Origin of the sequence: Neobacillus mesonae (assembly GCF_023715155.1) — a bacterium.
Classification (GTDB): domain Bacteria; phylum Bacillota; class Bacilli; order Bacillales; family Cytobacillaceae; genus Neobacillus; species Neobacillus mesonae_A.
Genome location: NZ_JAMBNQ010000001.1, coordinates 479,527 through 502,547 on the forward strand (window position 1 = coordinate 479,527; position 23,021 = coordinate 502,547).

The following is a 23,021-nucleotide window of genomic DNA, read 5'->3' on the forward strand; positions in this document are numbered from 1 at the left end:
TCGCAGATAAAAAAGCCAAACCCGCAGATAAACTAGTTAAACTCGCAGATATCGGGTCTAAACTCGCAGATATCTGATTAAAAACTGCAGATAAAATTAAAAATTGAATTCTGATTAAGTCAAGTCGCAGATAAAATAGCCAAACTCGCAGATAAACTAGTTCAACTCGCAGATATCGGGGCTAAACCCGCAGATATCTGATTGAAACCTGCAGATAAAATTAAAAATTGAATTCTAATTAAAGCAAGTCGCAGATAAAATAACCAAACCCGCAGATAAACTAGTTAAACTCGCAGATATCGGGTCTAAACCCGCAGATATCTGATTGAAAACTGCAGATAAAATATAAAGTTGAATTCTAATTAAGTCAACTTGCAGATAAATTAGCCAAACTCGCAGATATCTGGGCCAAACCCGCAGATATCTGATTAAATACTGCAGATAAAATTGAAAATTGAATTCTGATTAAAGCAAGTCGCAGATAAATAGTTCAACTCGCCGATATCCGGGTTAAACTCGCAGATATTTGATTGAAACCTGCAGATAAAATATAAAGTTGAATCCCAATTAAAGCAAGTCGCAGATAAACTAGTTCAACTCGCAGATATCTGTGCCAAACCCGCAGATATCCTAGCAGCCGCCCCACCTCTGCAAATAAAAATAGCACGCCTGAGTCAGGCGTGCTATTGGCTTATGTCTTTTACTTTATCAACAATGGCGCTGACCCCTTTACCAATCGTGACGAGGACCTTATCTAATCCTTCCTTCCATTTAGGTGCTTGTTCCTTAAGGGTGGTGCCAATTTTTTTAGCATTGTCATTTAATTCTTGACTGATTTGTTTTGCCTGGTTTTCAAAGTTTTTATCAGCCGCTTTTTTTCCAGCCAGCTGATCATTAATGGATACAACATCGAACTCGTCTTTTGGCAGATAGGTTCTGGATGTCCGCATCATTTCCTTAAAAATTGGAACGACATTGGATGAACTAGCACTTGGTAAATAGTGCTGACGGTCCGTTTTGTCGAAACCGATCCAGATAGCCCCGACAAGATTTGGTGTATATCCGACCATCCATTGGTCTTTAGTGCCTGATACACCGCTAAATGGGAGCTGTGTAGAACCTGTCTTTCCGGCAAGCGGCAATCCCGGGATGTGTGCACGACGGCCTGTTCCGCTTTCCACAACATTGAGCAGCATCGATGTCATTTCATCGGTCACTTTTTTGGATGTTACTTTTGTTGTAACTGGTTCGCGTTCGGCGATGACGTTTCCGGTAGGGCCGACAATTTTTGTAATCAGATGGCTTTCCTGTCGTTTACCGCCATTTGGGAAGACAGTGAAAGCATTGGCCATTTGCATTGGTGAAACACCTGTACTCATGCCGCCGAGGGCAATGGCAAGGTTCTTGTCCGCTTTTTCAACAGGAATGCCAAATTTGTGTAATTTCTCAATTCCTTTATTCAAACCAACTTGATCCAAAAGCCATACAGCCGGGATATTTAATGATTCCTCCAGCGCTTTATACATCGGAACCTTTCCTGAATAGGTCCGGGAGAAATTTTCTGGTTTGTATTTCCCGAATTTCATTGACTTATCCTCAAGTTCGGAAGTGTATTTATATCCATTCTCTAATGCCGCTGTATAAACCACTAATGGTTTTATCGATGACCCAGGCTGTGCACGAAGCTGGGTGGCCCGGTTGAATCCGCGGAATATATGCTCGCCGCGGCCGCCGACAAGTGCACGCGCACCGCCAGATGCTGGATCCATCAGTACGGCACCGCCCTGAGCCAATTCTCCGCCCATTCGCCGTGGGAACAAGTAATCTTTACTAAAGACCGTTTCCAGACCTTGTTGAAGGTTTTGGTCCATTTCAGTATAGATACGGTACCCTCGTGTTAAAATTTCCTCCTGGGTTAAGCCGTATTTAGAAATTGCTTCATTTAAGACCGCATCCACATAATATGGATATTTGCGTTCAATAAAGCTTCCTCCGCCATCTTCCAAATTGATTTTTTCATTTTTGGCTTCTGTATACTGAGCGTTTGTAATCATGCCGAGCTCCTTCATTTTCCCAAGCACAACATTTCTTCGTTTCATCGCCAAATCATAATTATTATAAGGGTTTAGATAGTTTGGTGAATGCAAGAGTCCTGCAAGCATGGCTGCTTCGCTAATCGAAATATCGTTAATATCCTTATTAAAATATTTCTTCGAAGCATTGGCGATTCCCCAGGCGCCTCCGCCAAAATAAACCTGGTTTAAATACATTTGCAGTATATCGTTCTTTTTATATACCTTTTCAATTTTGACTGCTAAAAATAATTCCTCCGCCTTCCGCTTATAGGTACGTTCCGGTGAAAGAAGAGCATTTTTCGCCAGCTGCTGGGTAAGAGTGCTTCCGCCGCCGGTTACTCTGCCGGCAAAAAGGTTTCCAAAAAACGCGCGGGCAATTCCTTTAATATCAAAGCCATTATGTTCATAAAAGCGTTCATCCTCAATCGCGACAACAGCATTTGGAACATATTTTGGAACATTTTCAATTTTTATACCTTTTGTGCGGTTCGTCACCACATTAGTCGCTTTATCCCCGTCTTTATCATAGATAACGGTCGGCTGGTTTAAGCCTTGTTTCAAGGATTCGACATTTGCACGGCTTGCCAGCCACGCAAAATATAAAATAGAGCCTAGTACAACAACTAATACGATTAATAATAGGATTTGTGTTAAATGCCGTTTTTTCCAAAAACGAACGATAAATTCCCATATTGGACGTAATTTTTCCATCGAATCTCCTACCTTTAATAGGAATTTTTGTTTTCTATATTATAAGTTTTCTTTTTAAAAAAGACCAATCTAAACCATTTTTCGACAAAAACAAAAAATATTTTTCAAAAAAGCTGTAGGGGAAATGGTATCAATAATCGTCTATAAGAGTGAAACAGGAAAAATCAGGAGGAAAAAAATGATTACGATTAAAAATTTAAGTCACGAGTTTGTTATTGGGAAAAAAGGACGGCAAACGGTGATTCCGGTGCTAAAAGATATTTCGATTGAGGTGGATAAAGGGGAAATTGTCACGATTATTGGCAGAAGCGGCTCAGGAAAATCAACACTTCTTAATTTAGTAAGCGGGTTTATTCATCCGAAAGAAGGAGAAATTTGGATGAATGGTGTGAAGGTTTCTGATCTAAATGAAGCTGGTTTTGCTGATTTCCGGATCGATAATCTGGGGTTTATTTTTCAAAGCTTTCAATTGATTCCAAGCATGACCGCGTTTCAAAATGTGGAACTGCCGCTCATTTTAAAAGGAGTAAGCGAACAAGAGCGCAAGCAGCAAACAGCAAAGATGTTGGAAAGGGTTGGTTTGCAAGATTTCCAGGATCACTATCCAAGTGAGTTATCAGGGGGACAACAGCAGCGTGTCAGTATCGCTAGGGCCCTAATCGTAAACCCGCCTATTATTCTAGCTGATGAACCGACAGGCAGTCTGGATAGCGAAACAGAAGAGAGTTTACTTCAATTTATTAAAGAATTGAACCATGATTATGGGATTACGTTTCTCATCATCACTCATGATGAAAAGGTAGCGGAAATCGGTGACAGGATGATTGAATTGAAAGACGGCCGGATTGTGGAAGAGGGTGTATTGGCATGAAAATAAGAGATCAATTCCGCTTTGTACGGCAAAATATGAAAAAAAATAGAACGAGAGTATTCATGACCATCCTGGCAACGGCCATGGGATGTGCCTTCCTAATTGTACTAGCATCTGTAGGGTTTGGCCTCCAAAAATCCGTTGTCAAAGAGATGCTGGAACAATCGATTGTGACACAAATTGATGTTCATGGAAAGGAACTGAAAGACGGTGGATTTCAGCCAATAAGTGACAAAGACATTCCGAAACTTGAAAAGGTGAAGGATGTGAAAGCAGTCACAAATAGATTCATGCTGCAGCAGGAAGGAATTTATTCGATTGGAAATTACCAAGCTGGTGGAGAAACAATTGTGACCGATTTCCCGTCAGAAGTTAAGGCTGGATTTGAATTATCCTCAGGCCGCTTGCCGAAGTCCGACAATGAAGTGGTAGTCGGGTATGATTTTCCTTTTTCGCTTGGGACTAAGGAAGAGGTAGAAGATTTATATGATCATAATGGCCATGTAAAGAAAAAGTACCGTTACCCGGAAAAACTACTTGGCAAAAATCTTGAGTTAACGGTTAAACAATTAAAAAACGGGAAGCAGGAAGAGAAAAATCTTGAATTAACCGTTGTCGGAATCGGGAAAAAACCAGCGAAGGAATGGATGCAGGATCGTAAAGTCTTCATTTCTAAGAAAATAGTAAAAGAGATTGAGAGTTTTACTGGTACACCACATGGAGAGCTGCTTGGCCCAGGTGAAGAGGCGCCAGAAGTTTCCAAAACAAATGTGGACATTTATGATGAAGTAAAAATCTATGCGACCAATATGGAAGCAGTGCAGGGAATCGTCGATCAATTAAAAGATCAACATTATACTACCTACTCAGTCGTTAATGAATTAAAACAAGTCAATATGGTGTTTAACATTGCGAAGGCAGGGCTTATTTTTATCGGTACGATTGCGATCTTAATTGCTTCTATTGGAATTTATAATACGATGACGATGGCAGTAACAGAAAGGGCGCCAGATATTGGCATCATGAAGGCAATCGGGGCCAATCCGAAAACAATTAAGCGAATTTTTCTGCTTGAAAGCAGTTATATCGGTTTAATTGGGGCTGTCATTGGCACCATCGTTTCTTACGGGATTAGCTATGCTGTCAATTTCGCTATACCATTCATCATTAAACAGGCATTAGGGGAAGAGCCGCCGGCAGGTCTTATTTTTAGCGATATTCCATGGATTCTGCCAATCATTTGTTTTGTTATTTGCTATGCCGTCACCATTCTTTCTGGATACCGGCCAGCGACTCGGGCTGTCAAAGTAGATGTATTGAAAGCAATGCGAAGAGAAGTTTAAATGAGTCAGGCTCTCGTTTTAGAGCCTGATTTTTTAATAGTGGACAACCCTTCGCTTCCCTCTGCATATAGTAATAGAAAAACATATTCTATCATAAGCGGGGTGGGATTTTGATAAACTGGAAAGTGCGGTTTAAAAACCGAAATTGGGTGATTGCCTTTATTTCACAGCTGTTGATTGTGGCCCAATTAGTATTAACAGGGCTGAATGCTTTAGGAATCACCGATATTCAAATAACAGAAGCCGTTAAGGATTGGGTCTTCATGCTGGTTAATGCTGTATTTGTTATACTGTCAATGCTTGGCCTTGTACAGGACCCAACGACAAGAGGATATCGCGACAGTGTCAGGGCAATGAATTATAAAAAACCAAATTAGGATGAATCATGCAGGAAGCTATGGAATAGGATGAATTAACCTAGTAAAAAAGGAGTCCTATCATGTGGTTTTGGATAACAATCATCATGCTGGCTTTCATCCTGATAGCTTTTCTAGAAGAGCTCATATATTATTTATGGAATCAATATATTTATGGGAAAAAACAAAATCTATGGATTCAAAAAATAATAGAAGGGTTTTCCCGGTTAAAAAAGAAGCGACAAAAGGAAGTGGAACCTGAACAATTACCGAATGATATCGACTCGCCATAATGGCGGGTTTTTTTATTGGGCATTTTGCTTTTGCTGCTTCTTTTTCACAAACCCGACAATGGCTTTTATAACAAAATAGATGGCAAATAGAAGCAGGATAACAATTTCGGTTAGTTCGGTCACCCTAAAACCTTTTAATTGTTTAACAAGGATTCCATTTAGACGATATCCTAATGCTAAATCTAATAGGATTGAAAGAATAACCATTGATATGGTCAAGAGAGACATGACAATTAAAGTTTTCACTCGGTTCACCTCTTTTAGAAAAAAAGTACATAATAGCTGTTATGGATAAAAAAAGTCCTTTTGGATAACATAACCAAAATAAAGCAGTTTTAAAAGCGGGGCGGATTTTGTGTCAATTTTAACGAAAATGTTAAAAAAGAAGCAAGTACAAAGAAAAAATGATAATTATCGTCAAAAGCTTGATCCTTCCAAACCGGAAGAATTAGTGATCCAGAAAGATTATTCGGCAAATGTATCGCGGATTGAAGAAGAATTAGGCCATAGTGCTGATCTTGTCATCAGGCAAATCAATATCGGTATCGTCAATGGAGCATTGCTTTTTATCGATGGAATTGTAGATGGAAAAGGGATCAGCGAGTTTGTAGTGGAAACGCTTATGGACAAGCAGATTTCAAGCAGGGAAGTAGATGTTTTCCAATATGTAATGGACCAAACAGTTGCGCTAGGGTCTATTAAAACGATTACAAACTGGAATGATTTATATAATGCATTATTATCAGGCTGTACGATTATTTTATTGAATGGCTACAATAAAGCGATCAGCGGCGAAACAAGAGGGGGAGAACTGCGATCAATAGCCGAACCCACTCAGCAATTAGCAATACGAGGTCCAAAAGATGCATTCACAGAAACATTAAGAACGAATACAGCTTTAATTCGGAGAAGAATTAAAAGCCCAAATCTTTGGGTTGAATCGATGAAAATTGGGAAAGTATCACAAACAGATATTGCCCTTTTGTATATTAAGGGAATTGCAGAGGAAGAAATTATTCAAGAGGTAAAAGAAAGATTACAGCGGATTGATATTGATGCAATCATGGACTCGGGATATATTGAGCAATTGATTGAAGAGCAAACCTTTACCTCTTTTCCAACGACGTATCATACAGAAAGACCGGACGTTGTTTCTTCCCAGCTCCTTGAAGGGAGAGTAGCGATTATTGCCGATGGGAGCCCGTTTGTTTTGACTGTTCCGGCCCTTTTTGTACAATTTTTCCAGGCGCCGGATGATTACTATTCCCGTTTTGATCTTTCTACCAGTGTGCGATTATTAAGGATTATTTCCTTTCTTATCGCCTTAATTGGTCCGTCTTTGTATATTGCGGCAACCACCTTTCATCAGGAGATGATTCCGACAACCTTGGCTATCGCGATTGCAGCACAGCGGGAAAATGTACCGTTTCCGGCCTTTGTCGAGGCATTGATAATGGAAGTCACATTTGAAATTCTGAGGGAGGCAGGCCTGCGCCTTCCAAGGGCGGTTGGTCAGGCTGTTTCCATTGTTGGTGCCCTTGTTATTGGACAGGCTGCCGTTCAGGCGAGTATTGTATCCCCGGTCATGGTCATTGTTGTATCGATTACAGCGATTGCCAACTTTTCCACACCAGTATTCGCGATGGCCATTGCGGCAAGGCTGCTTCGCTTTGCTCTCATGGTCATGGCAGCACTTATTGGTTTCTACGGTATTATGGTCGGATTAATGATCATGGCGATTCACTTATGTTCTTTACGGTCTTTTGGGGTTCCATATATGGCTCCACTTGCCCCATTTAGCGGTCCAAATCAGCAGGATGTGTTTATACGCTACCCTTTTTGGGCATTTAAAGACCGGCCTAAATTTATTGTCAAAGGAAATGTAGTCAGAACCGGGGAAAATCAAAAACCGAAACCGCCAAAGCAAAGTTCCCATAAATCTGATAAGTTGGAAGAGAATGAGTCATGAAGAAATTAGTTCTTGTTTTTATACTGATTATTTTTTCCATCCCGATCCTTGGCGGCTGCTGGAATCAGCGGGAATTAACTGATTTAGCATTGGTATTGGCAGTTGGTATTGATAAGGGAGAGGGAGATAAAAAATATGACGTTACTTTCCAAGTAGTTGTGCCAGGAAATGTGGCTTCAGGGCAAAATGGAGGCGGCGGCCAGGGACCTCCGGTTGTGGTATATGAGAGTTCTGGTGATAGTATTACTGAGGCAAGCAGAAAGGCAACAAAGAAGATACCAAGAAGACTATATTATGCTCACACAAGTATTGTCGTAATTGGTGAGGAGCTTGCCAGGGAAGGAATTTACAATATATTAGATCCAATGGATAGAGATCCTGAATTTCGGACGACTACCGTAGTGATTATTGCGAAAGACAAAAGAGCCGAGGATATCATCTCCATCCTAACGAATCTTGACAAGCTGCCAATGAACAGGTTTATTAAGACACTGGAAAGTGCAGAAGCCATGCTGGGCGAAAATATCAAATTGAATATTGATGACCTAATTGGCGCAATCACCAGTCCTGGTAAAGAACCAGTTATCAGCGGATTTGTATTGGAGGGAAGTCCTGAGAAAGGGACATCCCCGCAAAACATTAGTACTACGAGACCTCCGGCAATGGTGTCAGTTGATGGTCTTGGCGTAATCAGGGGAGGAAAATTAGTCGGCTGGCTGAACAACTTTCATGTTCGCGGTGCCGTTTGGCTATTGAATAAAATGAAAGGAACCGAGATTAAATTTGACTTTGAAGGAAAGAAAGATGCGGTTACAACGACACCCTATTTATCCGATACAGATGTTTCCGTCACATTCAAAAATGGAAAACCTTTTGCCAACGTTGATATTGACACAGCTTTTAAGCTAAGTGAAATGGACACGGATTTTGATATTGAAGACCCGCATAAAATCGAAGAACTAGAGAAAAAAACATCTGACGTTATCAAAAAAGAAGTGGAAGCAGCCATCAAAGAAGCGCAAAAGTATAAAGCAGATATATTTGGCTTTGGAGAGCGTATTCACAAGAGCAATCCTAAACGTTGGAAAGAGTTAAAAGATGATTGGGATAATCAGTTTGCCAAGATGGACTATAAGATTCAAGTGCACAGTTATTACCGGGAATCAGGGGTAAGAGGAAAACCTTTTTGGTCTGATATGAACAAATAAATAGAGGGGTGAAGGCGGATGGAGACAGCAAAAATAAGCGGTAAACAATTATTTGTCTTAGTTGTTCTGTTTGAAATGGGCACTGCTCTGCTTGAAGGTTTTCCAGTACAGCTGAAACAAGATGCCTGGATTGCCATATTAGCGGGTATGGCGGGCGGGGTTCTGCTATTTCTTGTGTATTACCGCTTGTTTTTGTATTATCCAGATCTGCCTCTGACTGGTTATGTGGAAAAAATTATTGGCAAATGGCCCGGAAGAGTGATTGGTTTTATTTATATCATCTATTTTGCCTATCTCGCTGCCAGAGGGCTGCGAGATTTTGGCGAGCTTTTAACGGCCACGATTTATACAAATACACCTATTTTTTTTCTGATGTCTATACTGATTCTGACGATTACTTATGCCATTCAGAAGGGTTTTGAAGTTCTAGCCCGTGTAGGAGAGATTTTTTTTGCAGCTGTTTATATGATGGCGGTTATTGGATTTTTTCTGATTATTTTTTCGGGTTTAATTCATTTAGAAAACTTAAAACCAGTATTGGAGAGCGGATGGAGACAGATCATGGAGGTTTCTATTAGGCAAACGATGCCTTTTCCGTTTGGTGAAATGATTCTTTTTACCATGATTCTGCCGCATTTAAATGACCAAAAGAAGGCAAAAATGATTTGTATATCGGGAATCGTATTGAGTGGCATTAATATTACCATTGCTTGTATTATCAATATTGCCACTCTAGGTACTGATTTATTTCTTCGTTCTCAATATCCGCTGCTTTCAACTGTCAGCAAAATCCAGCTGTTTAATTTTATCGAGCGGCTGGATGTCTTATTCATGATTTATGTGATGGTAGCAGGCTTTATCAAAGTAGCGATATTCTATTACGCGGCCGTTGCAGGTACAACCGGACTATTTAAATTTAAGAATCATCGGCAGGTAACCTTTCCAATGGGAATCCTTATTCTAGTAACAGCCATGATGATTGCATCCAATTTTGCAGAACATATTAAAGAAGGACTTTACATTATTCCAGTCTACATGCATTGGCCCTTACAGATTTATTTTCCATGTCTCTTATTAGGGATTGCCATGATTCGAAATCGTAAAAAGCAAAAAAAAGCACCAGCTGCTTAACGGATGGTCCGCTAGTTTTAGTTAAATGCTAAAATCCTTGGTCAAGAGGACAATCAAGTCAGCTAGAAATAAAAAAGAAGGGGGAAGGTGAGTGGAAAAGGCTAAAATAACCCCGAAACAATTATTTGTCTTAGTTGTCCTATTTGAAATAGGTTCTGCCTTACTTGTCGGTTTTCCAGTGGGACTGAAACAAGATGCTTGGATTGCCATATTATTTGGTATGGCAGGCGGTGTTTTGCTATTTCTTGTTTACTACCGCTTGTTTTTATATTATCCTGACCTTCCCTTGACAAGTTATGTAGAAAAAATTATTGGGAAATGGCCGGGGAGAGTGATCGGCTATTTCTATATTATTTATTTTATTTATATTGCAGCAAGGGTATTAAGAGATTTCGGCGAACTTCTTACATCAACAATCTACAACCGTACACCAATTTTCCTTATTATGACGGTTTTGATTCTGACCATTTCCTATGCGATTCAAAAGGGCTTTGAAGTCATTGCCAGGGTAGGGGAGCTTTTTTTTGCCACGGTTTACTTAATGGCCATTGTCGGATTTTTTCTCATCATTTTTTCAGGCTTAATTCATTTGGAGCACTTGAAACCAGTATTAGAAATGGGATGGAAACCAATCATCAAGTCCAGCATTAAAGAGACCCTTCCATTTCCTTTTGGGGAGATGATTGTGTTTACAATGCTGCTTCCATATTTAAATCAAGCCAAAAAGGCAAAAATAGTTTGTATTTCGGGAATGATCCTAAGTGGAATTAATTTTATCCTTGCCACGATTATCAATATTGCTACATTAGGGGTTGATAGTTTTCAACGCTCACCATACCCATTGCTTTCAACCGTCAGTAAAATTCAGCTGTTTAATTTTATCGAACGGCTGGATGTTTTATTTATGATTTATGTTATGATTTCCGGTTTTATTAAAGTGGCTGTGTTTTATTATGCCGCCGTTATCGGAACAACGGATGTATTTAAATTTAAAGATTGCAAACAGGTAAGTTTTCCAATGGGAATTCTTATTCTGATAACAGCTATGATGATAGCAGCCAACTATTCAGAACATATTAAAGAAGGACTCGTGACCTCAGCAGTTTATTTACATTTACCGTTTCAACTCATTATTCCTCTTGTTCTTCTAGGGACTGCATTTATACGAAGTCGTATAAAAAAAGCTTCTGAGGCATAAAAAAACTGCCAAACTTTAAAGTCTATTGGCAGTTTTTTATCATTTAGCCGTTTTAAGATTTTTCTGCAGCATTGGGAGCTTGATATACACCGTTGTTCCTTTGTTTTTTTGGCTTTCAAAAGTAATAGTGCCTTGATGGGATTCTACAATTTTAAAGCTGACAGTAAGTCCCAGCCCGGTTCCTTTTTCTTTGGATGAATAGAAGGGTTCACCAATTTTCTGCAGCCTTTCCTTTGAAATCCCGCAGCCATTGTCTTGAATAATGATTAAAATCTGATCATCATCCGTCTTTTTCATGGAAATGGAAACCTTGCCTCCATTTGTAGAGGCTTCAATGGCATTTTTAATGATATTGATGAATAATTGTTTCAGCTCATTTGGCTCACATTCAATAAATAGGTTTTCTTCAGGCAGAACAGATTCAATTTGTACATTATATAAACTTGCTTCAGTTCTTAATAAGGAAATCACATCATGTAAAAGTTTTTGAATCCAAGTCTTCGAAAACTTCACATGCTGGGGCTTGGCCAACAATAATAGTTCGCCGACGATATGATTGATGCGGTCTAATTCATCCAGCATGATTTGATAATAATATTGATGTTTTTGATCTTCTACTTTTAGAATCTGAACAAAACCTTTTAAGGAAGTAAGCGGGTTTCGGATTTCATGAGCTACACTGGCAGATAACTCGCCAACCACAGAAAGTTTTTCAGTTCTTCTTAGACGTTCTTCTCTTTCCTTCAGTTCTTTGATCATTGCCTTTCTTTCCGTAATATCACGGCCAATGATGACAAGTCCTTTTCTTGAACCATCTGCGTGAAAAAGTGGGACTTTGATGGTATCAAATATTTTTGTTATTCCTTCTGGAGTAACAATTTGCTCTTCGACACGGGTAATTTCTCTGTTCTCCCATGTCGTTTCATCAGAAGTTTCACAGTATCTTAACGCATCAGCATAATTTTGAGAATACTCGGCAAGCTCAGAGTCCGTTTTCCCACGGTAATCCACATTCTCTAATTGAAATAACTGCAGTCCAAAATTATTGGCTTCAATCCATCTGCCTTCTCCATCTTTAAAATTTACAAAGTCCACCATTGAATTAATAAGAGTAGAAAGCCGCTGCTGATCTTCTTTGGAAGCATTTAATTCCTTCGATTTCGATATGAGAAAATAAAAGAAACCACCAGTGATTATGACGTAAATCGCTTCTTTTATTCTTGCTGCAGCTTCGCTATAAGAATCCGGCAGATAATGATAAATTAAAAAATTTGAACCAAATATCCAAATAAAACTAGTGATAATAAAAAGGAGGATAAGCTTTTTTTTCTGCATAAACTTCTCCTAAGTAAAGTAATAAAAACAGCAACCTTTTCTATATTACTAAAAAAAGTATTTTATGGGAATGTTTTTTTCTAATCACAAGACTCTTTTTCCTAAAATGACTAGGTCGCGTTCAATACCATCTAATTCTGCTATTTTGGGAAGATGAGCCCATTTTTCAAAGCCAAAACGGGTAAAGAGTTTAATACTTGGTTCATTATGAGCAAAGATAAAACCAAGCAGCGTTTTAATTTTTAAATCAGGACATGCCTCAATGGCTTTTTCCAATAAGTATTTGCCGAGCTTTTTCCCGCGAAAATCTGGATGAAGGTAGATGCTGACTTCTGCAGTTCCATTATAGGCGGGACGGCCATAAAAGGATTGAAAACTAATCCAGCCGCAAATGGTTCCATCATCTTCCACAACCCATAACGGCCTAAAAGAAGGGGAGTGTTCGTTAAACCAAGGGATTCTGCTTTCCACACTGACTGGTTCCAAATCAGCCGTTACCATTCTTCCGGAGATGGTTGAATTATAAATGTCTATAATGACCGGTAAATCAATTAATTCCGCGTCTCTTATCGTTATCATATAAAATCATTCCTTATAGATGTCTAATTTTCACTAGATTTAATCGTATCCTGACAGGAGTTGAAAATCAATATGAAATATGAAGAAAAACCTTCTCCCAAGTCTGTGGGAAAAGGTTTTCTTCGTGTGGAAGCAGGCTTCCGTTTTTCGTTTCACGGCCAAACCCTTACCAGCGGTGGGCTTTGGCATTACTCCTTAAGATGATGTTGTTTTGAGACCTTTGCGTTTGGCCATTTACCTGGGACTTTTGATGTTTGGGTCTTGTCCAAGTGTGGTGAAATAGCTCTGAATGATCATCTAAACGCTCTCTGTAGCTCATCAAATCACCTCGTGTAAGGATTTTTGAAACGATGATATTCATTTGAATATCATACATAGCATTTGTTATTTGACCAAAATTTACTCATAAAAGAAAATTGTTCAATACCACAAAAAACTTATTGTGCATTTCTTAAAATAACGATGTTTACCCTGCGGTTGGCTTGTTTATGCTGCGGGGTATCGTTTGGAAAAATCGGTTTATATTCTCCGTAGCCGACAAACTGCAGGCGCTTTTTGGCAATCTGTTTTGATTCAAAATAATGAAGAACGCTTACGGCTCTCGCAGAAGAAAGTTCCCAGTTAGATGGATACCTTGGGTTTTTAATTGGCACATTATCTGTATGTCCTTCAATACTGATTGGATTAGACAATGTTTTAATTAAACCAGATATCGAATCCAGTGTTTTGAATGAACTCTCTTTTAAATTTGCCTTGCCAGGATCAAATAGAATGACTTCTTTAAAGGTAATCTCGACCCCGCGTTTCGTATCTTGAATTGTAACATCGGCCTGGAGATGGTTAGCATTAATATAATTTTGCAGCTGGTTCTTTAATTTGATTAATTCGGCATCATCTTGTCCTGGTCCAGGGGCAGGGGTAGTGCCTTGTGCTGGTTTTTCTTTCGGACCCTCTTGCTTTGGTATTCTCTGATTTGGAATTTGTACCGATAATCCTGCATTATCAGTCTCAATTTTTGTCCCTGTTAATTCAGACTTAAACGATTCCATGATCGATTTAAACTTTTGATTATCAATGGAGCTGGAAGCAAATAAGACGATAAATAATGCAAGCAATAATGTAAGGATATCAGCATAGGGAAGGAGCCAGGATTCATTCATATGTTCTTCAGGTTCTTCATCAAATTTTCTACGCCGACTGCTCATAACTTTTATCCTCTGCTGCTTTATCTAACTTGCCACGTTCTTTAGGAGAAAGGTATACATTTAATTTTTTTTCAATCGCACCTGGTGAAAGACCTTGCGAGATAGCCAATACTCCTTCAATCATTAACAGCTTTACTTCTTGTTCTTGTTTCGAAATTCGCTTTAATTTATTTGCAATTGGATTCCAAAGAACATAACCAGAGAAAATCCCCAGCAATGTAGCAATGAATGCGGCTGAAATGGAGTGACCTAATTTCTCGACATTATTTAAATTTCCAAGTGATGCAACGAGTCCTATGACTGCACCAAGTACACCCAGCGAAGGAGCGTAAGTGCCTGCCTGTGTAAAAATCAGTGCACCGGTTTTATGCCGTTTATCTATCGCAGCAACTTCATCCATTAATACTTCTTCGATGAATTCATAATCATATCCATCAATAATAAGTTCATATCCCTTTTTTAAAAAGGGATCCTTTACCGAAGCAGCCATTTCTTCTAAGGCAAGAATTCCTTCCCTTTTTGCAATTCCAGCTGATTTTACAAAAGAAGCAATTAACTCAGTTTTTGATAGCTGTTTTGGTTCAAAAAAAGCTATCTTAAGTAAAATTGGAAACTTTTTGATTTCATTAAATGGGAATGCAATCATAATCGCTGCTGCAGTACCGCCCAAAATAACTAAGTATGCAGCTGGGTTCACCAATGCTGAAAGGGAGGCTCCTTTTAAAATCATTCCAAAACCAATCGCTAGTAATGCTAATATAATACCTAAAATACTAGACATGTTCCTCTCCCTCAATATCAAATGTTATATTGTCATTGTACGTCAAAATGGCAGGGTTCGACAATAAACATTTTGTTCCATGCTTATTTTTTTTGATAATTTTTTACAAAGTATAAAAATATTTTACATTATCATGTAAACCTATTGATGATAAAGTATAATAGATGATGGAATTTATTATTTAAAAGTTTTAGCATCAAAAAATATCAAAAAGTAGTAGGATTTTCAATTATATTAATTTGGAAGGTTACGAGCTGAAGGGATGCTTATGGTGATAATATGCAAGATTATGGATTAGAGCATTTAAGTCAAATGATATATAACTATTGCGGCCTGCATTACAAGGATCGATTAACTTCACTAAAAGAAAAGATTTCAAAAAGGCTTCTGGAATTGGGTCTTACTAGTGAAGGATATTGCATGTACATACAGACAACACCAATGGAGTGGGAAGTTCTCGTTGAATTATTAACGATAAACGAAACCTATTTTTATCGGGAGGAAAATCAATTAAATGAGTGCTGTCATACAATCCTTCCATTGTTAAAAACGAAAATTAGAAATCGTCCGCTTAGAATTTGGAGTGCAGCCTGCTCTACCGGAGAAGAACCATATACACTGGCTATGCTGATACAAGAAACAGGTAAATTTCTACCCGGAACGGTTGAAATTGTTGGAACGGATATTAATCAAAAAGTCATTCGAAAAGCGGAAAAAGGCTGGTATCATCAAAGTTCATTTGCCTTCCGCAGAATTCCGGATCATCTTTTAAATAAATATTTTACTATCGAAAATGGGGGCTATCAAATAAAGCCGTCTATTCAAAGAATGGTTCGTTTTCAACATTTGAATTTACTGAATGAAAATAAATGTGCCCAAATTGGAGAAGTAGATGTCATCTTCTGCCGAAATGTTTTAATCTATTTTGACCAAAAAACGATCAAACGGGTAATTCAAAATCTGCATCGAAGTTTAGCGCCGGGAGGCTATTTGTTTCTTGGTCATGCTGAATCCATTACAGACATGGATTTAGGGTTTCAAAAGGTAGATGCAGCCAAGACTTTTTATTATCGAAAGGAAACAGAACAGAATGAAACAGTATCACATATTGGTGGTTGATGACTCAGCTTTTATGAGAAGAGGAATCAGTCAATTACTTGAGAAGGACCCCTCCTTCCATGTGGTTGGGATTGCCAGAAATGGATCTGAAGCTATTGAAAAAGTGGAAAGGTTGAAACCGGATCTTGTCACAATGGATGTTGAAATGCCGGAAATGAACGGGTTAGAGGCATTAAAGCAAATTATGAGGCTTTGCCCTGTTCCTATTGTCATGTTAAGCTCCCATACCGGAGACGGGGCAAAGGAAACAATACAGGCGCTGGAACATGGGGCTGTTGATTTCTTTTTAAAGGAAAAGCTGCTAAAAAATCCGGCAGATGAGAAATTGGTTCATGAATTCCAACAGCGGCTAAAGGGGATTTTAAGGGAAAAGCCCCCAAAAGCTGCACCAAAAAGGCAAATAAAGGTCGAAAAGAAAGTGCAAAGGAAACAACACCCTATCGAGCTGATTTTTATTGGGAGCTCCACGGGAGGTCCTTCTGCACTGCAGACAATATTGCCATGCTTTCCAACGGATTTTCCCATTCCGATTGTAGTGGCTCAGCATATGCCTCCTGGATTTACCAAACCATTGGCTGAACGATTTGATACTTTGTGTCAGTTAACCGTAAGAGAAGCGCAAAATGGGCAGGAATTAACGGCGGGAAACATTTATATTTTCCCTTCAGGCTATCAAACCCGGTTTAAGAAAACGGAGGATGGCTCCAACGTTTTTATTGTGGATGATTATTTAAATGAACAAGCCTTATATAAGCCCTCGATTGACATTTCACTTACTTCTGCTGCTCCTATTTATTCCAATCGATTATTATCCATTATTTTAACTGGTATGGGAAACGATGGAACAAGAGGCTGCGGATTGGTGAAAAAACATCATGGGACCGTTTTAGTTGAGGGAGAGAAATCTTGTATTGTATATGGAATGCCGAAAGCAGTAGTAGAAGCTGGATATGCAGATGGACAATATGAACTTGATGAAATTTTTCCACAAATCATGTCTTTTGTTTGAAAAATTTTTATAAAAATCGCCGCAGAATTTTGTCGATATTTGAAAAAGTTCATGACGAAAAATGGCCTATCGTTTATAATATGAGTAATTACATTCGTTTTTTTATCATATCAGAATTTTTGTTTTCGAATTTGAAAATTGTCCAGCACAAGCAGCCACGCCCCTCGAGGTCACAAGCCAATACGTCAAGAAGGTTAAAAAGAAGCCTTCTCGCCGGCTCGTCTTGTACTTATCAGGGCTGACCAAGGTGCTTGCGCTTTTCTTATCAAAAGGGGGGAATTGTTTGGATACCGTTCCAATTCAAATCAAAATCAATCAAACAAATCAATCTGAACGTGGAAAGTTAAAAACAAGCGGACAGACCGGGGGTCCGGCAATTCCTTTTGATCAGATTTTAATGGTAAATAATTTATTGGCGTTGAAACATACAGCTAATCAAGAGGATCAGTCTGTTAAAACCGAAGGACAGCCGGCAGGAAATTCTGAGAAAAATTTAAAAGAAGCAGGGCTTGGCACCCCATTAGATGAATGGAAATCCCAAACAGGAGATTTCCAGCAAGTGAATCCGCTGTTGGCATGGGTTCCAGCCTTTAACCAGACACAGCCCTTCGAGGTTGCTTCGGATATGAAAGCAGATTCCACGCTTGAAAATGTAGAGCAGGGGGCTGATATAGGTCAATTCAGTGGTTTCTCATTGTTTTTACATAATGCTGCTGAGAATAATCAGGTTTTCCCGGTAACGGAAATTCAGGTAGATGAAAACACCATCGCTGATTTGGGTCCTGATAAGACTCTGCTCAAAATGGCGCCGGATGTAAATAAATCAAATGAGAGCATTATGGGAAGAAATTCAACTTCGAATATTATAGATTCATTGCCTGAGTCATCAGCGAATGAATCAACTGAGATAAATTTAGTGAAAATACCAATTTCTACTACTATACAATCATTACCTGAGCTGGCTGCTTATGTAAATGAATGGATGAATAAGGATGCTCGACCATCCATTGATGCTGTCAATCCATCAAGAGCTGATTTTTCATTTCATTTGCAAAATATGGGTCAGGTCAATATGGAAGTCAGTGCTTTACATGGGGAATTATCTGTGAAATTGATTGCGGATAACAGTATGGTGAATGAAATAGTAGAAAACCAATTCCAGCTTCTTGAAAGAACTTTCCAACAATACGGCTTCAAAGTGAAAAATATAGAGGTAATGAATCAACCGGCTTCGATAATGGATCAAAATACAGTTTCACAACCGGTTACTCAAAACGCAAATCAATTAATGGACGGACAAATGAGCCTCAAGCCCCTTTATAAAGATAATTTTCAGCAATATGGCGCTAAGGTGAAAAATATGGAAAGTATGAGCCAATCAGTTTCAGTGGTGAATCGAATTGCAGACTCACAACCAGCAGTTCAAAACGAAAGTCAATTAATGGATGGACAAATGAGCCTCAAGCCCCTTTATGAAGATAATTTTCAGCAATATGGTGCTAAGGTGAAAAATATGGAAAGTGCGAGCCAACCAGTTTCAATAGTGGAACAAATTTCAGTCTCACAACCAGTTACTCAAAATGCAAGTCCATTAACGGACAGACAAATTAGCTTCAATAGGATTGATAATCTTATAGGGAACGCAGCAGATCCTCCATTTTCGGCAGAAACAATGGATGTTTCGCAGCTCAATGAACCTGCTATTCCATTAACCTATCAATCTCAACAAACTGAAGCTTTGAATCAAACAAAAAGTATACAGCCGACGCCTGTCCTTACACTACCCGAATTTGTTCATGAGGTAAGTAATTGGATAACCCGGAATGTAGGGATGTCTCAGGCACAGGATGGAACAAAAGGGATTAAATTTCTGCTTTCGCCTGAACATCTTGGCCAAATCGAGGTAAGTATCACTTCCCAGGATGGTCAAGTATCTGCTCAAATTGTGACGGATACACTGCAGGCAAAGGAAATTTTGGACGGTCAGCTTCATCAACTGAAACAAACCCTTCAGCATCAAGGATTACTTGTACAGAAGCTGGAGATTGTCCAGCAGACACCCGCTGTGATGGATTCTTCCCTGACAAACCCATCGTTTTCACAGGGGGGATTTCAGTCACCACAAGAGCAGCGTTCTGCACCTATAACTAAAAATAGCGTGAAAAAACAAAAAGAATCAGATCAGCCGGAAGTGGAAATGTCATCTCCATTCATAACCTATGGCGGGACTGGCTCAAGAACTGCTTCAAACATTGATTTTACTGCATAGAAAGGAGCAGGATAGTATGAGTAATTGGGTGGATGTTGCAAGCATTGCCAAAAACAACTCAGTATTCAATAATGTGAAACCTTTTGAACAAAAAAGTTCATTAGGCAAAGATGATTTTCTCAAAATCCTGGTCACGCAATTATCAAACCAAGATCCTTCCAGCCCGTTACAGGATAAGGATTTTATTGCGCAAATGGCTACTTTTAGTTCACTTGAACAAATGACCAATTTAAATAAGGGATTTGAAAAATTTTTATCCCAGCAAATGAGTCAGTATGCTTCAGCGATTGGCAAAGAAATTAGCTGGACCGAACAAGATTCTAATACGGTGAAGAGCGGCGTTGTCAACGGTATAACGATGGATAATGGCAGCTATTTTTATATGGTAGGGGACGAAAAGGTTCCAATGGAAAATGTGAATGAAATAAAGCAAACGGAAAAATAACAATTAAAGACAGGTAAGGGGAGCTCAAAATGTTAAAATCACTATATTCTGGCGTATCCGGAATGAAAGGTTTTCAAACCAAACTGGATGTTATCGGTAATAATATTGCGAATGTTAATACGGTAGGTTTCAAGAAAAGTAATGTTGTATTTCAAGATATTATCAGCCAAAATATGTCAGAAGCAACTGCGCCGACTGCCCAAAATGGCGGGATCAATCCAAAACAGGTAGGCCTTGGTTCAAAAATAGCGGCGATTAATACACTTCACACTCCCGGAAGCCCGATGACCACAAATGTTGGGACAGACTTAGCAATTGATGGGGATGCTTATTTTGTTGTTTCTCCTAAAATTGGCGGTCTCAGCTATCTAACAAAAGCAGGAAACTTTATGCAGGATGCTAACGGTGACCTTGTCAATTCGAATGGAATGTACGTCAATGGTGTTGTAACAGATGCCAATAAAAATCCAAAGACAGTTAAAATTAATATTTCCGCAGACCAAGTCAATAAACCTGCCAATGGCCCGCTTCATCAATTTACATCTTATTCCATTGATTCGAATGGCTATATCAATGTTGTTAGAGATGACGGTGCTATTGGAAAACTGGCCATTAACGGAAGCGGTCAATATTATCTAAGCACAAACCCTGCCTCTATTGAAAATATCTCAATTGCAACAGCTACAGCGACAAATCCGAGCGGCTTAAAAAAGATTGGTAATTCGTTGTTTGAAACTACCGGGAACGCAGGAGTCACGAAAACAAACAGAATCGAGAATAACAGCGGCGGACAAATTAATTCCGGTATTTTAGAAATGTCAAACGTCGATTTAACGGAAGAATTTACCGAAATGATTGTAGCCCAGCGGGGATTCCAGGCCAATGCAAGAACCATCACAACTTCTGACTCCATTTTAGAAGAAATTGTCAATCTAAAACGATAATCTTTGACGTGATTAATTTGTATTAACTCATGGAAGAGTTAGGAGGATGCCCTTTGGCAGATGTATTATCGCAACAGGAAATCGATGCCCTTTTATCTGCCTTAAACAGCGGCGAACTTGAGGCATCTGATGTTTCAGAAAAAAAACAAAAAGTAAAAGTGTATGATTTCAAACATGCCATGAGATACTCCAAAGAACAATTACGGAGTATTACCAGAATACATGAGAACTTTACCCGGCTTTTAACATCAAATCTATCAGCCCAATTAAGAACGTTTATTCAAATTGAAATCGATTTGGTGGAGCAGGTAAACTATCAGGAATTTATTGCATCCATCCCTTCCAAAACGATTTTGAATATTTTCGATGTCAAACCAGCGAATGGGAAGATGGTGATGGAGATCAACCCCCAAGTTGCCTATGCAGTATTGGAACGTCTGCTGGGAGGACAGGGGGACCCGACGGAACGCGACGGGGGATTAACAGAAATCGAATCTGTATTGCTGCAAAAGGTTTTTTCAAGAGCATTTAATATGTATGAAAGTGCTTGGGAGAACATTGAAAATATCAAAGTTCAATGGGAAGCGATGGAATCCAACCCGCAATTTATGCAAATTGCCTCTCCAAACGAAACGGTTATTGTCATTGCCATGCGGACAACGATTGGAGAGATCACGGGAAGGATGACCTTGTGTATCCCGCATTTAATTGTAGAACCTATTCTTCCTAAATTAACGGCACATCAATGGTTCTCCACCATGGCCAAAACAAAAGAGCCAAAACAGCATGAACTGTTGAAGAAAAACTTGGAAAATGTCCATGTCCCGATGATTGCAGAACTTGGAAGGGGAAGGCTGCCGGTATCCGACTTACTTAATTTGCAAATTGGTGATGTGATTGGAATTGATACAGGAAAGATTCAAGTAAAAGTGGATCAATTAACAAGGTTCTTAGGCAATCCTGGCCTACTGAACGGTCATTATGCCGTTCAGATTGATGAAGTAATCCGCTCGGAAGGAGATGAGCTAGTAAAATGAACGAGGGTTCACTTTCACAAGAAGAAATTAATGCGTTGTTTAAACAACTAGAAACCAATACGAATAGTCTATCCATCGATGACTTTTTGAGCCCTATGGAGAAGGATGCACTTGGAGAGATTGGCAATATTTCATTAGGAAGTTCCACGACTGCACTTTCGACTTTACTCAATCAGCGGGTAGAAATTACCGCACCAGTCCTTTCTGTTATTGAACAGTCCAGAATGGAAGAAATGATTCAAGAAAAACATGTTGCCGTTCATGTGGATTATACAAAAGGAATCCGGGGTAAAAACCTATTAATGATAAAAGAAAAAGATGCAAAAATTATCGCAAATCTAATGATGGGCGGGGACGGAACCACATTAGATGATGAAATATCGGAAATGCATCTTAGTGCTGTACAGGAAGCCATGAATCAAATGATGGGTTCGGCTGCCACATCGATGTCTACTATTTTTCATGAAAAGGTGGATATTTCGCCCCCATCCATCGATGTATTGGGATTTCCACCCAAAAAATTAGAAAATCTTGAAGATGACATCATTATTCAAGTTTCTTTTCATTTGAAAGTGGGCAGTCTCATTGATTCCAATATGATCCAGTTTATTCCAATATCATTTGGTAAGGAAATGATTCATAAAATCATGAGCCCGGCTGAAACAGCAGCAGCTGCCCCTGTTTTGGAGGAGCCTGCTGCTGAACCGCAGCAAACCTATACAAAAGCAGTGAATACAGGGTATACAGCTCCACAACAAACAGAGCCGAGTCCAATGCAAAAATCGCCGGCAGAGGCGTCTGTCAATACAAATGTACAAAAAGTGAAATATGCAAATTTCTCCAATCAGCAGCAGGCGGCTGCTGGAGCAGGAAATATTGATTTATTATATGATATTCCGCTAAACATTACGGTAGAGTTAGGCCGGACGGAAATGCCGATACGCAAGATTCTTGAACTGGGCCCTGGAGCTGTCATTGAATTAGATAAATTAGCTGGTGAGCCAGTGGACATTTTGGCCAATCATAAGTTAATTGCCAAAGGAGAAGTAGTCGTTATTGAAGAAAACTTTGGTGTTAGGATAACAGACATTATTAGTCCTATCGATCGTATAACCAAAATGAGTGTGTAAAGGTTACTATTTG

The 23,021-nt window shown here is 39.2% G+C and carries 22 protein-coding genes; 15 read left to right on the plus strand and 7 right to left on the minus strand.

Annotated features, from left to right (window positions below; all coding sequences use genetic code 11):
• Window positions 1-683 precede the first annotated feature (683 nt).
• Window positions 684-2,786 carry a transglycosylase domain-containing protein gene (locus M3183_RS02545; RefSeq protein WP_251466116.1) on the minus strand — a complete coding sequence of 701 codons (2,103 nt, stop codon included), beginning with the start codon at window positions 2,784-2,786 and terminating at the stop codon, window positions 684-686.
• Between the two features lie 178 nt (window positions 2,787-2,964).
• On the opposite strand from M3183_RS02545, the gene M3183_RS02550 reads away from it, so the two are divergent.
• The 4 genes from M3183_RS02550 (at window position 2,965) to M3183_RS02565 (ending at window position 5,649) form a co-directional block, all read left to right on the plus strand.
• Window positions 2,965-3,657: an ABC transporter ATP-binding protein gene (locus M3183_RS02550; RefSeq protein WP_251466118.1), complete on the plus strand. Its 693-nt coding sequence runs from the start codon at window positions 2,965-2,967 to the stop codon at window positions 3,655-3,657.
• The gene (locus M3183_RS02555) at window positions 3,654-5,000 is read left to right on the plus strand and encodes an ABC transporter permease (protein ID WP_251466120.1); all 1,347 of its coding nucleotides are present in this window, start codon (window positions 3,654-3,656) and stop codon (window positions 4,998-5,000) included. The genes M3183_RS02550 and M3183_RS02555 overlap by 4 nt, the downstream gene beginning before the upstream one ends.
• 110 nt (window positions 5,001-5,110) lie before the next feature.
• Complete coding sequence (locus tag M3183_RS02560; protein WP_251466121.1) at window positions 5,111-5,377, plus strand: phage holin; 267 nt, start codon at window positions 5,111-5,113, stop codon at window positions 5,375-5,377.
• 62 nt (window positions 5,378-5,439) lie between these two features.
• Window positions 5,440-5,649 carry a hypothetical protein gene (locus tag M3183_RS02565; protein ID WP_251466123.1) on the plus strand — a complete coding sequence of 70 codons (210 nt, stop codon included), beginning with the start codon at window positions 5,440-5,442 and terminating at the stop codon, window positions 5,647-5,649.
• A gap of 12 nt (window positions 5,650-5,661) precedes the next feature.
• Here the strand turns inward: M3183_RS02565 and M3183_RS02570 are convergent, their stop codons facing one another.
• Window positions 5,662-5,895, minus strand: coding sequence for a YczF family membrane protein (locus M3183_RS02570; RefSeq protein ID WP_251466125.1), 234 nt, complete (start codon window positions 5,893-5,895; stop codon window positions 5,662-5,664).
• A gap of 127 nt (window positions 5,896-6,022) precedes the next feature.
• Here M3183_RS02570 and M3183_RS02575 point away from each other — a divergent pair, with 127 nt between their 5' ends.
• From M3183_RS02575 to M3183_RS02590, 4 genes are all read left to right on the plus strand, one after another.
• The gene (locus tag M3183_RS02575) at window positions 6,023-7,618 is read left to right on the plus strand and encodes a spore germination protein (RefSeq protein WP_285878456.1); all 1,596 of its coding nucleotides are present in this window, start codon (window positions 6,023-6,025) and stop codon (window positions 7,616-7,618) included.
• On the plus strand, window positions 7,615-8,826 hold the full coding sequence (locus tag M3183_RS02580) for a Ger(x)C family spore germination protein (RefSeq protein ID WP_251466128.1): 1,212 nt from the start codon (window positions 7,615-7,617) through the stop codon (window positions 8,824-8,826). The genes M3183_RS02575 and M3183_RS02580 overlap by 4 nt, the downstream gene beginning before the upstream one ends.
• Window positions 8,827-8,844: 18 nt before the next feature.
• A complete protein-coding gene (locus tag M3183_RS02585) occupies window positions 8,845-9,957 on the plus strand; it encodes a GerAB/ArcD/ProY family transporter (protein WP_251466129.1) in 1,113 nt (370 codons plus the stop codon).
• Between the two features lie 91 nt (window positions 9,958-10,048).
• Window positions 10,049-11,155, plus strand: a complete 1,107-nt coding sequence (locus M3183_RS02590; protein ID WP_251466130.1) for a GerAB/ArcD/ProY family transporter — start codon at window positions 10,049-10,051, stop codon at window positions 11,153-11,155.
• A gap of 39 nt (window positions 11,156-11,194) precedes the next feature.
• On the opposite strand, the gene M3183_RS02595 is transcribed toward M3183_RS02590, so the two are convergent.
• The 5 genes from M3183_RS02595 to motA all read right to left on the minus strand — a co-directional run bounded on the left by M3183_RS02595 (window position 11,195) and on the right by motA (window position 15,055).
• Window positions 11,195-12,490 carry an ATP-binding protein gene (locus M3183_RS02595; RefSeq protein WP_251466131.1) on the minus strand — a complete coding sequence of 432 codons (1,296 nt, stop codon included), beginning with the start codon at window positions 12,488-12,490 and terminating at the stop codon, window positions 11,195-11,197.
• A gap of 84 nt (window positions 12,491-12,574) precedes the next feature.
• Complete coding sequence (locus M3183_RS02600; RefSeq protein ID WP_251466132.1) at window positions 12,575-13,069, minus strand: GNAT family N-acetyltransferase; 495 nt, start codon at window positions 13,067-13,069, stop codon at window positions 12,575-12,577.
• Window positions 13,070-13,235: 166 nt separating this feature from the next.
• A complete protein-coding gene (locus M3183_RS02605) occupies window positions 13,236-13,388 on the minus strand; it encodes a YpzG family protein (protein ID WP_251466133.1) in 153 nt (50 codons plus the stop codon).
• A 118-nt stretch (window positions 13,389-13,506) separates the two neighbouring features.
• Complete coding sequence (locus M3183_RS02610; RefSeq protein WP_251466134.1) at window positions 13,507-14,274, minus strand: OmpA family protein; 768 nt, start codon at window positions 14,272-14,274, stop codon at window positions 13,507-13,509.
• The gene (gene motA / locus M3183_RS02615) at window positions 14,258-15,055 is read right to left on the minus strand and encodes a flagellar motor stator protein MotA (RefSeq protein ID WP_251466135.1); all 798 of its coding nucleotides are present in this window, start codon (window positions 15,053-15,055) and stop codon (window positions 14,258-14,260) included. The genes M3183_RS02610 and motA overlap by 17 nt, the downstream gene beginning before the upstream one ends.
• Before the next feature lie 279 nt (window positions 15,056-15,334).
• On the opposite strand from motA, the gene M3183_RS02620 reads away from it, so the two are divergent.
• The 7 genes from M3183_RS02620 (at window position 15,335) to fliY (ending at window position 23,008) form a co-directional block, all read left to right on the plus strand.
• Entirely contained in the window at window positions 15,335-16,174 is an 840-nt protein-coding gene (locus M3183_RS02620; RefSeq protein WP_251466136.1) for a CheR family methyltransferase, read from the plus strand.
• Window positions 16,146-17,183, plus strand: a complete 1,038-nt coding sequence (locus tag M3183_RS02625; RefSeq protein ID WP_251466137.1) for a protein-glutamate methylesterase/protein-glutamine glutaminase — start codon at window positions 16,146-16,148, stop codon at window positions 17,181-17,183. Before M3183_RS02620 ends, M3183_RS02625 begins: the two co-directional genes overlap by 29 nt.
• Before the next feature lie 283 nt (window positions 17,184-17,466).
• Window positions 17,467-19,452, plus strand: coding sequence for a flagellar hook-length control protein FliK (locus M3183_RS02630; protein WP_251466138.1), 1,986 nt, complete (start codon window positions 17,467-17,469; stop codon window positions 19,450-19,452).
• Window positions 19,453-19,468: 16 nt separating this feature from the next.
• Window positions 19,469-19,897 (plus strand): flagellar hook assembly protein FlgD, encoded by a 429-nt coding sequence (gene flgD / locus M3183_RS02635; RefSeq protein WP_251466139.1) that lies wholly within the window; start codon window positions 19,469-19,471, stop codon window positions 19,895-19,897.
• 29 nt (window positions 19,898-19,926) lie between these two features.
• Window positions 19,927-20,841, plus strand: coding sequence for a flagellar hook-basal body complex protein (locus M3183_RS02640; protein ID WP_251466141.1), 915 nt, complete (start codon window positions 19,927-19,929; stop codon window positions 20,839-20,841).
• A 53-nt stretch (window positions 20,842-20,894) separates the two neighbouring features.
• Window positions 20,895-21,878, plus strand: a complete 984-nt coding sequence (gene fliM / locus M3183_RS02645) for a flagellar motor switch protein FliM (RefSeq protein ID WP_251466142.1) — start codon at window positions 20,895-20,897, stop codon at window positions 21,876-21,878.
• Window positions 21,875-23,008, plus strand: a complete 1,134-nt coding sequence (fliY, locus tag M3183_RS02650) for a flagellar motor switch phosphatase FliY (RefSeq protein WP_251466143.1) — start codon at window positions 21,875-21,877, stop codon at window positions 23,006-23,008. The genes fliM and fliY overlap by 4 nt, the downstream gene beginning before the upstream one ends.
• Window positions 23,009-23,021 lie beyond the last annotated feature (13 nt).

Coding starts and splice junctions, on each gene's coding strand:
- M3183_RS02545 (WP_251466116.1), bottom strand. CDS start 2,786: ATGGAAAAATTACGTCCAATATGGGAATTTATCGTTCGTTTTTGGAAA.
- M3183_RS02550 (WP_251466118.1), top strand. CDS start 2,965: ATGATTACGATTAAAAATTTAAGTCACGAGTTTGTTATTGGGAAAAAA.
- M3183_RS02555 (WP_251466120.1), top strand. CDS start 3,654: ATGAAAATAAGAGATCAATTCCGCTTTGTACGGCAAAATATGAAAAAA.
- M3183_RS02565 (WP_251466123.1), top strand. CDS start 5,440: ATGTGGTTTTGGATAACAATCATCATGCTGGCTTTCATCCTGATAGCT.
- M3183_RS02575 (WP_285878456.1), top strand. CDS start 6,023: ATGTTAAAAAAGAAGCAAGTACAAAGAAAAAATGATAATTATCGTCAA.
- M3183_RS02580 (WP_251466128.1), top strand. CDS start 7,615: ATGAAGAAATTAGTTCTTGTTTTTATACTGATTATTTTTTCCATCCCG.
- M3183_RS02585 (WP_251466129.1), top strand. CDS start 8,845: ATGGAGACAGCAAAAATAAGCGGTAAACAATTATTTGTCTTAGTTGTT.
- M3183_RS02595 (WP_251466131.1), bottom strand. CDS start 12,490: ATGCAGAAAAAAAAGCTTATCCTCCTTTTTATTATCACTAGTTTTATT.
- M3183_RS02600 (WP_251466132.1), bottom strand. CDS start 13,069: ATGATAACGATAAGAGACGCGGAATTAATTGATTTACCGGTCATTATA.
- M3183_RS02605 (WP_251466133.1), bottom strand. CDS start 13,388: ATGAGCTACAGAGAGCGTTTAGATGATCATTCAGAGCTATTTCACCAC.
- M3183_RS02610 (WP_251466134.1), bottom strand. CDS start 14,274: ATGAGCAGTCGGCGTAGAAAATTTGATGAAGAACCTGAAGAACATATG.
- motA (WP_251466135.1), bottom strand. CDS start 15,055: ATGTCTAGTATTTTAGGTATTATATTAGCATTACTAGCGATTGGTTTT.
- M3183_RS02620 (WP_251466136.1), top strand. CDS start 15,335: ATGCAAGATTATGGATTAGAGCATTTAAGTCAAATGATATATAACTAT.
- M3183_RS02625 (WP_251466137.1), top strand. CDS start 16,146: ATGAAACAGTATCACATATTGGTGGTTGATGACTCAGCTTTTATGAGA.
- flgD (WP_251466139.1), top strand. CDS start 19,469: ATGAGTAATTGGGTGGATGTTGCAAGCATTGCCAAAAACAACTCAGTA.
- M3183_RS02640 (WP_251466141.1), top strand. CDS start 19,927: ATGTTAAAATCACTATATTCTGGCGTATCCGGAATGAAAGGTTTTCAA.
- fliY (WP_251466143.1), top strand. CDS start 21,875: ATGAACGAGGGTTCACTTTCACAAGAAGAAATTAATGCGTTGTTTAAA.